Genomic DNA, 12,499 nt, shown 5'->3' on the forward strand with positions numbered 1-12,499 from the left:
CCGTCGACACTGGCGCGCCCCAAGCCGGTGCCACCGTGGAACTGGCTTTGCCAGGCCATCGGTGGCGTCCCCCTCGGGGGAAGGCGCAAAGCGACTCAGGGGAGTTGTTTACTTTGTCTTGCCGGGGTCTTTGACGTCCTTGATCACGTCGAATTCCACGTTGTAGAGTTGGCCGTTGACGCGCTCGACCTTGCGCAGGTAGACGTTCTGCACGATGTCGCGGGTCTGCGCATCGACGAACACGGGGCCGCGCGGGCTCTCGAAGACCTGGCCCTTCATGGCGGCCAGCAGCGCATCGCCGCCGCCTGCGCCCTTGGTGGTCTTGAGCGCTTCGTAGATCACGCGCATGCCGTCGTAGCCGCCCACGGCCATGAAGTTGGGACGCAGGCCCTTGTTGGCCTTCTCGAAGGCCTCGACGAACTTCTTGTTCAGTGGCGAGGGGTGCGCGGCCGAGTAGTGGTGCGAGGTGACCACGCCCAGGGCGCCATCGCCCATGTCGTTGAGCTGGTCGTCATCGGTCACGTCGCCGGTGGCAATGAGCTTGATGCCGGCCTTGTCCATGCCGCGTTCCAGGAACTGCTTCATCACCGCGGCACCGGCGCCCGAGGGCACGAACACGAACAGCGCATCGGGTTTGGCGTCGCGCACCTTCTGCAGGAAGGGGGCGAAGTCGGGGTTGCGCAGCGGCACGCGCAGCGCCTCGGTCACCTGGCCGCCGTTGAAGGCCAGGCGCTGGTTGAAGAACTTCTCGGCGTCGATGCCCGGGCCGTAGTCGCTGACCAGGGTCACGACTTTCTTGATGCCGTTCTTGGGCGCCCAGTCGGCCAGGGCCACCGACACCTGGGGCAGGGTGAAACTGGTGCGCACCACGTAGGGCGAGGCCTCGGTGATGCTGGACGTGGCCGCGGCCATCACCACCAGCGGGGTCTTGGACTGCGTGGCCAGGGGCGCCGTGGCCATGGCCGAGGGCGTGATGCCCATGCCCGCGAGCACGTTGACCTTGTCGTTGACCACCAGTTCCTGCGCCAGGCGGCGCGTCACGTCGGGCAGGCTGGTGTCGTCCTTGACGATGAGCTGCACCTTCTTGCCGGCCACGGTGTCGCCGTTCTGCGCCATGTACAGGCGCGCAGCGGCCTCGATCTGGCGGCCCGTGGTGGCCTGCTGGCCCGTCATGGGAAGAATGAGGCCGATCTTGAAGACGTTGTCCTGGGCCATGGCAGGCAAGGCGGACAGGGTCATCATCAGGGTGGCGGCAGCGGCCGAGGCGCGCAGAAGGTGGCATTTGTGCATGGTGCTTTGTCTCCTGTGGATATCGTTGTATACAGCGCTGGGTGGGGCGAAGTCTGGGCCGGCGTGCGTGCTTTCACAAGCGGGATTCCCAACTTTTAGATATCGCCGTTTGTGATAACTTGCAACAGCTATTGATCAGACGTGATCCCGGATCAATTGCACCCCGGGCAAACCCTGTATCTGTGCCGCCTGCACTGCCGCGAGCAGGTTGCGGCGGGTCACGCGCGAATGCTCGCGCATCAGCGCCTCGGCACGTGCGCCCTCGCGCCGCGTGATCGCGTCGAGCACCTGGCGGTGTTGGTCCTGCGCGATCACGAGCATGTCGCGCGCCGCAGGCGAATGGGTCTGCACCACCACGAAGGCCGAGGGCGAAGCGAACGGCAGGCTTTTGACCCGGTCGAGCTCGCGCACGATGACCTCGCTGCCCACCATGCGGCCCAGCAGTTGGTGGAAGCGTGCATTGAGCGCCACATAGTCCGAGAAGCCCTCGTCATCGAGCGCGCGCGGTGCCAGCACCGCGTCGATCTCATCGAGGCACTGTGCGGCCTCGGCCAGCACCGCCGCGTCCGCGCCGCGCTCGGCCGCCAGGCGCGCGGCCAGGCCTTCCATGGTGCCGCGCAGCTCGATGGCGTCGGCCACATCGGTCTCGGAGAAGGTGCGTACTGCGTAGCCGCCGCCGGGCAGGCGGTGCAGCAGCCCCTCCTGCTCCAGGCGCATCAGCGCCGCGCGGATGGGCGTGCGCGAGACGCCCAGCATCTCCACCAGCGTGAGTTCAGCAATGCGCGCGCCGCCGGCGAGTTCGCCGGCCAGGATCATTTCGCGCAAGCGCAGTTGGGCCTTCACCGATTGCGAGGCGCCGACATCGGCCGCATCGCCTAGGACGGCCAGCGCCTGGGGGTCTGGGTGGTTCATGCAGGAGACAAGGGATGGATGGGCGCGACTGTATACAGAAATCAAGTTCACATCCATTGGCAACAACACTGCAGCCCTTACAAAACAACGATCTAGTTGATATGCCTGGCTGCGATAGCTGATTTCCTTGTTTTCTATGTATACAGAAACCCGCCTTTTCCCCACAATAAGCGCATTAACACGGCGATCTGCTGGACTGGTTGTATACCAAGACCGCAAAAGCGCTGCCACCCCACGGAGAGAGACAAAAATCATGTTCCCCAAGAACGCCTGGTACGTCGCCTGCACCCCCGACGAGATTGCCGACAAGCCCCTGGGTCGCACCATCTGCGGCGAGAAGATGGTCTTCTACCGCCCTGCGCCCGACCAGGTGGCCGCGCTCGACGACTTCTGCCCCCACCGCGGTGCCCCTCTGTCGCTGGGCAAGGTATGCGACGGCGAGCTCATGTGCGGCTACCACGGCCTGCGCGTGGGCTGCGATGGCAAGGCCGTGTCCATGCCCGGCCAGCGGGTGCAGGGCTTTCCGCGCACGCGCAGCTTCCCGGTGGTGGAGCGCTACGGTTTCATCTGGGTCTGGCCCGGCGACGCGGCGCAGGCCGACCCCGCCAAGATCCACCACCTGGAATGGGCCGAGAGCCCCGAATGGGCCTATGGTGGCGGGCTGTACCACATTGCCTGCGACTACCGGCTCATGGTCGACAACCTGATGGACCTGACGCACGAGACCTATGTGCACGCCAACAGCATCGGCCAGAAGGAGATCGACGAGGTTCCGTGCAAGACCCGCGTGGAGGGCGACGAGGTCATCACCAGCCGCCACATGGAGAACATCCAGGCACCGCCGTTCTGGCAGATGGCGCTGCGCATGAACGGCCTGCCCGATGACCAGCCGGTGGACCGCTGGCAGATCTGCCACTTCACGCCCCCAAGCCATGTGCTGATCGAGGTGGGCGTGGCACTGGCCGGCCATGGCGGCTACGAGGCGCCGGCGGACAAGAAGGCCTCGAGCATCGTGGTGGACTTCATCACGCCCGAGACCGAGACCTCCATCCACTACTTCTGGGGCATGGCACGCAACTTCAAGCCGGGCGACCCGTCCCTCACGGCGCAGATCCGCGAAGGCCAGGGCAAGATCTTCTCCGAAGACCGCGAGATGCTGGAACTGCAGCAGCTCAACCTTACGCGCTACCCCGAGCGCAAGCTGCTCATGCTCAACATCGATGCCGGCGGCGTGCAGTCGCGCAAGGTGATCGACCGCGTCCTGGCAGCGGAGCAGGCGGCATGAGCGGCGCGCAGGACACCCTGCAGGTGCGCGTGGTGCGCAGGCAGGTGGAGGCCGAGGGCATTGCCAGTTTCGAGCTGGCGCGGCCCGATGGCTCACCACTGCCCGCGTTCAGCGCCGGCTCGCACATCGACGTCCATGTGCCCGGAGGCATCACGCGCCAGTATTCGCTGTGCAACAGCGCCAGCGAACGACACCGCTACCGCATCGCCGTGTTGCGCGACGCGGCTTCACGCGGTGGCTCCGTGGGCATGCACGATGCCGTACACGAGGGCGACACGCTCACCATCAGCGCACCGCGCAACCACTTCGAACTGCGTCCGGCGCAGCGCACACTGCTGCTGGCGGGTGGCATCGGCGTGACGCCTTTGCTGTGCATGGCCGAGCGCCTGTCCAACACCGGCGCCGACTTCACGCTGCACTACTGCACACGTTCAGCGGCACGCACGGCATTTGCGCAGGAGATCGCGGCATCGGCCATGGCGCCGCACGTGCAGATCCATACCGACGATGGCGATGCCGTGCAAAAACTGGACCTCATGGCCGTGCTGGCCGATATCGCACCCGACTCGCGCCTGTACGTCTGCGGCCCGGCCGGTTTCATCGACCATGTAGTCAACACCGCAAAGAACCTGGGGTGGCCGGCAGAGCGCATCCACCTCGAATACTTCGGCGCGCCCGCGCAGGACACCTCGGGCGATGGCGCCTTCGAAGTGCGCATTGCCAGCACGGGGAGCACCTACGCGATTCCGGCCGGCATCTCCATCGTGGATGCGCTGCGCCCGCATGGCGTGGACATCATGACGTCCTGCGAGCAGGGCGTGTGCGGCACCTGCATCACGCGCGTGCTCGAAGGCGAGGTGGACCACCGCGACATGTACCTCACCGACGAGGAGAGGGCATCGAACGAGCAGTTCATGCCCTGCTGCTCGCGCGCAAAAAGCAAGCTGCTGGTGCTCGATCTCTGAGGGCTACTCCGCTTCGGCGGTGCGGATGGTGTCCCGGCCATGCCGGTCCTTGGCACGGCCCAGGTCGGTGTCGAGCGCACGCGCCAGCTTGTCGGTGGCGCCGATGAAGGCGTTGGCCATCTTGTCGGCCTCGTCGGTCACCGTCACGGGCTGGCGGCCGGTCACACGCGCCTCGATGCGGCAGCGCTTGTCCTTGGCTCCCGATTTGCCGGCATCGACGTCGGACAGGAACACTTCGAGCCGCGTCACATGGTCCTGAAAACGCGCCAGCCGGGTCTTGGCTTCGTCGGTCACCCATTGGGCCAGGGATTCGCTGCCGTTGATGTGGTCGTCGGTGTTGACTTGTACTTGCATGCTGGGCTCCTTGGGGTGTTTGTGAGAGAAAGGCTTTGGTGCAGGACCGCAGCCGTGGCTCCATGGTGGCACCAAAGCCGCCACAGCGCGAATCGACCACGTAAGAACCTGTTAAACACAGGTTCTTACAACTTGTCCAGTGCCACGGCAGTCGGCAAGGGAGCGCCTGCAGGCAGGGCCGCGGCCTCGGCCACGCGGGCCTGCAGGCGAAGTGCGGCCGGGTCGCCCGGGCAGCGCTGCAGCAGCTGATCGATGTGTGCTGCCGCCGCTGCGGCATCGCCCGCCTGGAATGCGTCCAGGGCCGCTGCCGACAGCGCGCAGACCGCGCTATCGGCACAGAGCGTGAAGACGCGCACCGGCTCGGCCCGGCCCTTGACGATCACATCATCGAGCACGCGCAGCGGCAGCCATTCGGGGAGCTGCCGGGCCGTGGCTTCCGACAGCAGGATGCCCGTGCCGAAGGCCTTGTTCGCCCCCTCCAGGCGTGCCGCGAGGTTCACTGCATCGCCGATCACGGTGTACGAAAAGCGCTGCTGCGAACCCACATTGCCCACCACCACCCGCCCCGTGTGCAGGCCGATGCGCATCTGCAGCGGCGGCAGGCCGCGCGCGCGCAGATCGGCCACCAGCGCTTCCATGGCCTGCTGCATGTCCAGGGCCGCGCGCACCGCATGCTCGGCGTGCTGTGCATCGTCGAGCGGCGCGCCCCAGAAGGCCATCACGGCGTCACCGATGAACTTGTCCACCGTGCCGCCGCTGGCATGGATGATAGGCGTCATGGCGTCGAAATAGCCCGTGAGCAATTCCACCGTCTGCTCGGCGCTCAGTTGCTCCGACAGGGTAGTGAAGTTGGCCAGGTCGGTGAACATGATGGTCACCTCGCGCACTTCGCCGCCCAGGCGCATCAGCCCGGGCTCGGCCACCAGGCGTGCCACCACGGCCGGCGGCACGTACTGGGCGAACATGGCACGGGTCTGCAGGGCGCGTCGGCGCACCGTGGCGTAGATGACCAGCGCGGTCGCGCCCGTCAGCCCCGCGGTCGAGGCGATGGGAACCAGCGGCGGCCACCACAGCCGGGCGTACGCGAACAGCAGCCACGAGGCGAGCGCCATGGCCCCGATGAGGCCTGCCATCAGCGCAACGGCCCAGCCAGTGTGCAGGCGCCAGCCGGCCAGGAGCACCAGCGGAACCAGGAGCAGCAGCAGCACGGGCGTCCAGTGGCCGGGCGCGCTGCGCAGGCCGTCGCCCGCCAGCAGGTTGTCCACCTGCGTGGCCTGCAGTTCCACACCGGGAAACAGGCGCTCGCCTCCGGTCGAACCAAAGGGCGAATTGAACAGGTCGGCCTGCGCGTTCTCCAGCTCCGACGCGCTGAGCGCGGAGCGCCCGACCAGCACGATCTTGTCCTTGAAGAACCCCGGCGGCAGCAGCCCCGGCTCCAGGGCCTGGTAGTACGAGCGGGTGTCGAAGGTGCCGCGCGGGCCGCGGTAAGCCAACCATTCGGCGGGCTGCAGGTCGCTCGCCCGGGTTCCCGCCACGCGGCGCGCCAGCTGCATGGCCAGGCTGTCCGCATCGCCAAAGGCCCGGCGCACCACGAAATCGTCATCGGGCAGCACCAGCGCGCTGCCCGCCTGGCCGCCCGCGGCCAGCAGGCGGGGCAAGGGGGGCACGTCGGTCCACAGCGTGGCATTGCCGCTCTCCACCTTGGCACGCGCCGAAGCCAGCGCCACCGGGGCCGCAGTCGCCACCGCGCGCTCCAGTGCCGCATCCTCTTGCTCGCTGCCCGGGTCGGCAAACACCACGTCCATGCCGATGGCAGCGGCACCATCGGCATGGACCCGCTCGATCAGGCGCGCATGCAGGCTGCGCGGAAAGGGCCAGTGCTGCTGCAGCGCCTGGAAGGTGGGCTCGTCGATGGCGAGGATCACCACCGGGGAGGCTGCGCGCTGTGGCGCGGCCCAGGAGGTGAGCACGTCGAAGGTCTTGAACTCCAGCGCGTGCCAAGGCCGCGTGAAGGTGGCGGACCAGACCAGCAGCAGCACCAGCACGCTGGCCGCCAAGGCCAGCGCCGACTCGCGCCACGCGCTCCTAGAAACGGTAGCGCGCATCGATCACGTACCGGACCGTCTGGCGCGGCGTCCGGTCGCCGAACAGGTTGAGCACCCCTGCGCCGACGACCCAGTGCTTGTCCCGCGTCTCCCAGTAGCCCACGAGGTCCATGCTCCAGCCCGGCGGGCGGCGCGTGAGGTTTTCCTTGTCCTCGAAGCGCTCGGACCGGTAGACCGCCCGGGCGCTCAGGTACACGCGCTGTGCGCTGGCCCAGGTGGCCCCGACCACGGCGGTGTGGCGCGGGATGTAGGGGATGCGCAGGTCGCGCACCATGCGGTTGCTGGTGCTGTCCCGGTACTGGCTGCTGCTGTGCTGGTACAGGTATTTGGCGTAGCCCGACCACTGGCGGCTGAACATGCGGTTCACACCGGCACCCAGGGCCTGCAGCGTGCCCTCCTCGAAACCTGGCGTGCCTTCGAGCACATCGGTGGTCGAGAGGTTGATGAGCTGCGCATTGCGCATCTCTTCCAGGAAGGGCATGCTCGGTGTGCGCAGGTCCACCCCGATCACGCCGGGGTTGCGCACGCGCAGGTGGTCGGCGCGCAGATGCAGAAAGGTGCGATCGTCGATTTCCATGCCCAGCTGCGCCACTGTGCGGCGGTGGCGCCCGCCGGCCTCCACCATGCGGTCCTCGACAGGGATGCCGGCCGTCTCCACGCTGGTGATGGTGGATGCACTCAGCGGGCGCAGCCAGTCCTGGTAGGCCATGCGCAGCGTGGTCCCGACCGCGGGGGTGAACACCACACCCACGCGCGGTGTCACCACCTTTTCCGTGTCGCTGCGCCGGGCCTGGCTCGATTCGCTGACGTCCCGGACCAGCAGGCCCACCGCATTGCCGCCGCGCACCCGGTGGCGGATCTGCTGCACGCCCACAGCGCCGTCGAGCAACCACTCTGGCGTGAACTGCTGACTGCCCGCCAGGGTCAGGCCGGTGTAGCGCCGGTCGATCTCGTTGACCCCGGCGAACACCAGGATATCGGGCACGACGCTGATGTCGCGGCGGATCAGGGGGCCGTAGCCGCTCACTTCGCTGGACTGCTTTTCGGCCACATGCTCCAGTGCCACGCTGAAGCGCTGCCCGGGTTGCGGGTCCACACTGTGGCGCAGTTGCAGGTCGGTGAAGGCCTTCTCGGGTGATGCCTTCAACCCGCCCAATGCCGCCAGCGGCTCGAAGAGGAACAGGGTGGGAAAGTTGTCGGCGCGGTTGCGCTCGCGGCTGCGCCCGATCTTGAGCCAGGTCTGCTCCACCGGGCTCCACCGGTACGACAGCCCGGCCACGCCCAGGCGCGCCCGGTTGTGCGCCGTGGTCTGCCGCACCTCGGAGCCATCGCCCCACAGGTCGAGCCGGTTGTGGCCCGTGAGCGACACGTCGTACTGGTTGGCATAGGCGAACAGGTTCAGGCGCTCGCTGGGCTGCAGCCCCAGGCCAAAGGTCAGCACCTCGGCACCGATGTCACCCGTCCCCGAGGGATCGTGGAATGCCGGCACATTGAACACCCCGACGTCGATCGGCGAACGCCTGGCGCGCGCGCTCTGCGCCTTGAGGAACCAGGACACCGGCCGGTGGCTGTTGTCCATGCCATTGAGCGTGACCGAGGGCGCGCTCATGCGGTAGAAATCGCGGTCGAGCAGCAGGCCCAGCGCGCCATGGCTGCCCGGGCGCTGCAGCAGTGAGGAATGCAGCTGGCTGGCACCAAAGGCCATGGGGTCGGTCAGAAAGCCCTGGAACAGCGCCGAGTTCTTGGCGAATTCACCGCGGTAGCGGTCGGCCAGAAACAAGTGGCTGCCGCCCCAGTACGGCGAGAAGCTCTTTTGCGCCAGCTCCAGCGCCCATTCCTCCATGCCGAAGAAGGCCAGGGAGGCGCCCAGGTTGGCGCTGCCCTTCTGGTCGTTGGCCACCTGGTTGAGCGACTTGAGGTAGGGCATGCGCTGCACGGCCGCGCGCGCGGAATCGACAGCATCGCCGGGCTGGAACAGGTCGGTCTGGATCTGCGCCAGCAGCAGGTAGGGCAAGGGGTCCTTGTCGTCCAGGGCGCTGGCCTGGCGCAGCGTGGCCAGCGCATCGGGCGTGCGCCCGAGCTGGTAGTAGGCCACCGCCGTCCAGACCTTGGCGCGCGCATAGCGCGGCTCCATCACGCCCGCGCGCAGGAAATCACCGAGCGCTGCCTCGGGCCGGCCCTGCTTGAGGTGCATGAGCCCCTGGCCGGTGAGTGCGACATAGTCGGCCGGGTTGTCGCGCAGCGCGGTCTCGAACGCCAGGCCGGCCTCGGTGAACTGGTTGATGAACGTCGCCAGCGTGCCCCTCTCACCCTGCGCGCCCGGCACCTGGGCGTCCAGCACCAGCGCCTGGTCCAACGCTGCGCGCGCGGGCCTGATCTCCTCGCGCTCCACATGTGCGCTGCCCAGGCCTTGCCAGGCCCGCGCGTCGCCAGGCAAGCGCGCCGTGGCCTCGGTATAGGCGGCAATGGCCCCTGGCCCATCGCCCTGTCGGCGGGCCAGCTCGGCGCGCACCAGTGCCAGGCTTGCATCGACCGACCCGCCGGTTCCTGCCAGCGTGGCCTGCGCTTCGTCCACCCGGTCGGTGAGCAGTTGCACGCGCGCCAGTTGCGCCAGCAGGGCCGGATGCGCGGGCCAGTGCCGCGCAAGCGCGGTGCGCAGGGTGGCCACGGCCGCAGTGCCATCGCCATCGAGCAGTTGCAGGTCCGACTGCATCAGCCAGGCGGCCAGCACCGGCGGCTGGCCCGCCGCCGCGCCCGCCTGCTGCGCCAACCGGGTGCGCGCGGCCTGCAAATCGCCAGCCTGCAGCGCCACGGCCGACTCCATGGTGGCGGCCCAGCCGGCAGGCACCTGGCCACGGACCTGGGCCAGGGCCACGGAGGAAGCGACGGCATCGCGGCGCGCGAGCGCACGCTGCACCGGCTCCAGCACGGCGGGAATTCCACCATCGGTTGCGCCCTGCGCCGCAAGCGCGGGCAGCGGGTCGGCGCGCAGCGCATTCACCCACTGGATGCGGTCACGCGGCTGGATGAGCACCATCTTCACCGGTGCCTGGCCGACATCGGCATAGGCGGCCTCATTGGCCGCCACCGAGACCTGCCCCTGGGCATTGCCAAACTCCACCGTGCCCGACAGCACGGTGATCAGCGTGCGGCCATCGCCAGCGACCTCGATGTCCCAATCCGTGCCGCGGATCGCCGCCGTGGCGGCGGGCGTTTCCAGCGTGAGGCGGCTGCCGTCGGCGCGGCGCGTCTGCGTCCAGGCGCGGCCGGCGCTGAGCATCAGCGTGGTCATCGGCTGCGCGGGCGTCGCCACGGCCTTGACCTGCAGCACCGTGTTCTGGTGCAGGCGCAGCTGGGTGTCGTCGGCAAACAGCAGGGCCATGCGTGCCGCTTCGCGCGTGCGCACGAAGTCACCGGCCGCCAGCGCCTGGGCCTGGCGCGCCGGCTTCCAATCCGGCATGGCCGCGGCGCGCTGGTCGCCCGCGCCCTGCAGGTTGACGATCTCGGCCGCCGCGCCCGGGGGCACAGCGGCATGGCCCGGGGGCCATGCCAGGGCCAGAAGCGCGGCCAGCGCAGAAAGACGCATCGTGGGGTGGCGCATGGGGTGCCTTGTTATCTGGTAGAGCGGGTAGAACGCGGCGCAGGCGCGGCCACGAACAAGCCGCACCAACCCGGTCACAACCGGTTACTGAAATTATCGTGAGCGAGGACTGGCCGCACACCCCCCGCACCGGGTAGCGCGCCGCCATTTCATGAAGAAAGCCACATTTCATAGCGCCGCGTGGCGCAGGCAGGGGATGCACGGCCCTTTCCTACAGACGGCACCAAGGGGCCGGTGCTACAACGTAACTACCTATTGCATTGCATGTGCGGACCCGCATCGCACATTCCCCGTGGAGCCTCAACCCATGCCCGCCGCCCCCCGCCTCAAGATCGGCCTGTCCGCCTGCTTCCAGCACGCCGACCCCAACCGCCCCCTGTTCACCGGCAAGACCCTGCAGTATGTGGAGCAATCCATCGCCCACTGGCTCATGTCCGCCGGGGCCATGGTGGTGATGGTGCCCTGCCCCACGGGCGAGACAGCACGCGGTGACGTGACGCTGGCGCACTATGCCGAATGGCTCGATGGCGTGGTCATGCACGGCGGTGCCGATGTCTGGCCCGGCAACTACGGCGAGGAGCCGCTGCGCGAGGAATGGGTGGGCGACCGCGTGCGCGACCTGTACGACCTGGCCGTGGTCAAGGCCTTCGCCGAGGTGCGCAAGCCCATCTTCGGTGTCTGCCGGGGCCTGCAATTGATCAATGTGGCCTTCGGCGGCGCGCTGTACCAGGACATCGAGTTCCAGCACCCAGGGGCCCAGCAGCACCGCAACGCCAGCACCTACGACCAGCATTTCCACGACATCCAGATCGTGCCCGGCTCACGCCTGGCCCAGCTGTACCCCGACACCCCGCGCGCACGGGTCAACAGCATCCACCACCAGGGCATCAAGCGCGTGGCACCGGACTTCGAGGTGGAGGCCCTGAGCGAACCGGATGGCGTGCCCGAAGCCATCCGCCTCAAGCCCGCCCCAGGGCGCGGCTACATCGCTGCCACGCAATGGCACCCCGAGTTCCACAAGCCGGGCTCCGACACGCTGGACGACACCGCCATCCTCGAGGACTTTCTGGCCGCCTGCACCAAGGCCAAGGCGCAGGGTGCCCCGGAGCCCCATGCGTCGCCGTTCCGCGACCGCGCCACCCGGCTTCTGCGGCGCGCCATGCGCAAGGACCGGCAAAAGGCCGGGGAGCAATGAGACCGCGCCTGCAGCACACCCCATTCATTGCGCCCGCCGCAGCAAAAAAACCGCAAAAGCGCCCACTTTTTCTTACCCGGCGGGACCGGCGAAGCACCGGCACCTTCTGCCGCAGCCCAACTTCCTGGATACTTGGCGCCTGATGAGCCCTTATCCAGCTAGAAGCGAGCCCGCACCATGAGCATCTTCGACCGCCTTCTGGGCGGCGTGCGCAAGCCGACGGACCGTCCCGCAGAGGCCCTTCCCACACCTGCAGCAGCGCCGCAGGAACGGCGCAAGCACCGGCGTGTCAATGCGCGCAAAGGCACCAAGGTGCTGATCATTGACGACTCGCCGACCGTCGTCGCCGTACTGCGCAAGACCCTCGCCTCGGCCGGCTATGACACCCGCGAGGCGCTGGATGCCGAGCGGGGCCTGGCCCTGATCGCCGAGGAACCGCCCGATCTGGTTTTTCTGGACATCATCCTGCCGGGCATGAACGGGTTCAACGCGCTGCGCCACATCCGCAAGACACCGGCTTCGCACCACATCCCGGTGATCATGATCAGCGGCAACGAACACGCCACCGAGCAGTTCTATGCCAACCGGATCGGCGCCGACGATTTCATGAAGAAACCCTTCTCGCGCCACGAGATCTTCGCCCGCATCGAGGCCCTGCTCGACCCACAGCTCATTCCCCGGCGCAGGGGCGGCGCACCGGGCGATGCGGCCACTTCGCCCGCCCCGTTGTAATCGCGCGCACTGCGTTGAGTCCCGGCCTGCCGGCACGGGGTAGCGCATGCGCAAAGCCCT

General features: G+C 68.0%; 9 protein-coding genes. 4 read left to right on the top strand and 5 right to left on the bottom strand.

The features are described from left to right. Positions 1-108: 108 nt before the first annotated feature. Complete coding sequence (locus AC07X5_RS00165) at positions 109-1,290, bottom strand: ABC transporter substrate-binding protein (RefSeq protein ID WP_494768582.1); 1,182 nt, start codon at positions 1,288-1,290, stop codon at positions 109-111. Between the two features lie 135 nt (positions 1,291-1,425). Next, positions 1,426-2,202, bottom strand: a complete 777-nt coding sequence (locus AC07X5_RS00170) for a GntR family transcriptional regulator (protein WP_494768583.1) — start codon at positions 2,200-2,202, stop codon at positions 1,426-1,428. A gap of 253 nt (positions 2,203-2,455) precedes the next feature. On the opposite strand from AC07X5_RS00170, the gene AC07X5_RS00175 reads away from it, so the two are divergent. Both AC07X5_RS00175 and AC07X5_RS00180 read left to right on the top strand, forming a co-directional pair. Then, the gene (locus AC07X5_RS00175; RefSeq protein ID WP_494768584.1) at positions 2,456-3,487 is read left to right on the top strand and encodes an aromatic ring-hydroxylating dioxygenase subunit alpha; all 1,032 of its coding nucleotides are present in this window, start codon (positions 2,456-2,458) and stop codon (positions 3,485-3,487) included. Beyond that, a complete protein-coding gene (locus AC07X5_RS00180; RefSeq protein ID WP_494768585.1) occupies positions 3,484-4,452 on the top strand; it encodes a PDR/VanB family oxidoreductase in 969 nt (322 codons plus the stop codon). Before AC07X5_RS00175 ends, AC07X5_RS00180 begins: the two co-directional genes overlap by 4 nt. Positions 4,453-4,455: 3 nt before the next feature. Here the strand turns inward: AC07X5_RS00180 and AC07X5_RS00185 are convergent, their stop codons facing one another. The 3 genes from AC07X5_RS00185 to AC07X5_RS00195 form a co-directional block, all read right to left on the bottom strand. Then, positions 4,456-4,806 (bottom strand): HPF/RaiA family ribosome-associated protein, encoded by a 351-nt coding sequence (locus AC07X5_RS00185; RefSeq protein ID WP_057200711.1) that lies wholly within the window; start codon positions 4,804-4,806, stop codon positions 4,456-4,458. A 125-nt stretch (positions 4,807-4,931) separates the two neighbouring features. Beyond that, on the bottom strand, positions 4,932-6,911 hold the full coding sequence (locus AC07X5_RS00190) for a CHASE2 domain-containing protein (protein ID WP_494768586.1): 1,980 nt from the start codon (positions 6,909-6,911) through the stop codon (positions 4,932-4,934). Beyond that, complete coding sequence (locus AC07X5_RS00195; RefSeq protein ID WP_494768587.1) at positions 6,892-10,512, bottom strand: TonB-dependent receptor domain-containing protein; 3,621 nt, start codon at positions 10,510-10,512, stop codon at positions 6,892-6,894. Before AC07X5_RS00195 ends, AC07X5_RS00190 begins: the two co-directional genes overlap by 20 nt. A 307-nt stretch (positions 10,513-10,819) precedes the next feature. Between AC07X5_RS00195 and AC07X5_RS00200 the strand changes: the two genes are divergently transcribed. Both AC07X5_RS00200 and AC07X5_RS00205 read left to right on the top strand, forming a co-directional pair. After that, on the top strand, positions 10,820-11,707 hold the full coding sequence (locus AC07X5_RS00200; RefSeq protein WP_494768588.1) for a gamma-glutamyl-gamma-aminobutyrate hydrolase family protein: 888 nt from the start codon (positions 10,820-10,822) through the stop codon (positions 11,705-11,707). A gap of 177 nt (positions 11,708-11,884) precedes the next feature. Beyond that, positions 11,885-12,439 carry a response regulator gene (locus tag AC07X5_RS00205; RefSeq protein ID WP_409963552.1) on the top strand — a complete coding sequence of 185 codons (555 nt, stop codon included), beginning with the start codon at positions 11,885-11,887 and terminating at the stop codon, positions 12,437-12,439. Positions 12,440-12,499 lie beyond the last annotated feature (60 nt).

This window comes from Acidovorax sp. GW458-11-26-14-TSB4, assembly GCF_059423865.1.

What these genes read in the sequence shown, in the direction of transcription:
- AC07X5_RS00200 (WP_494768588.1), top strand. Translation starts at nt 10,820, where the DNA reads ATGCCCGCCGCCCCCCGCCTCAAGATCGGCCTGTCCGCCTGCTTCCAG.
- AC07X5_RS00205 (WP_409963552.1), top strand. Translation starts at nt 11,885, where the DNA reads ATGAGCATCTTCGACCGCCTTCTGGGCGGCGTGCGCAAGCCGACGGAC.
- AC07X5_RS00190 (WP_494768586.1), bottom strand. Translation starts at nt 6,911, where the DNA reads ATGCGCGCTACCGTTTCTAGGAGCGCGTGGCGCGAGTCGGCGCTGGCC.
- AC07X5_RS00165 (WP_494768582.1), bottom strand. Translation starts at nt 1,290, where the DNA reads ATGCACAAATGCCACCTTCTGCGCGCCTCGGCCGCTGCCGCCACCCTG.
- AC07X5_RS00175 (WP_494768584.1), top strand. Translation starts at nt 2,456, where the DNA reads ATGTTCCCCAAGAACGCCTGGTACGTCGCCTGCACCCCCGACGAGATT.
- AC07X5_RS00170 (WP_494768583.1), bottom strand. Translation starts at nt 2,202, where the DNA reads ATGAACCACCCAGACCCCCAGGCGCTGGCCGTCCTAGGCGATGCGGCC.
- AC07X5_RS00180 (WP_494768585.1), top strand. Translation starts at nt 3,484, where the DNA reads ATGAGCGGCGCGCAGGACACCCTGCAGGTGCGCGTGGTGCGCAGGCAG.
- AC07X5_RS00185 (WP_057200711.1), bottom strand. Translation starts at nt 4,806, where the DNA reads ATGCAAGTACAAGTCAACACCGACGACCACATCAACGGCAGCGAATCC.
- AC07X5_RS00195 (WP_494768587.1), bottom strand. Translation starts at nt 10,512, where the DNA reads ATGCGCCACCCCACGATGCGTCTTTCTGCGCTGGCCGCGCTTCTGGCC.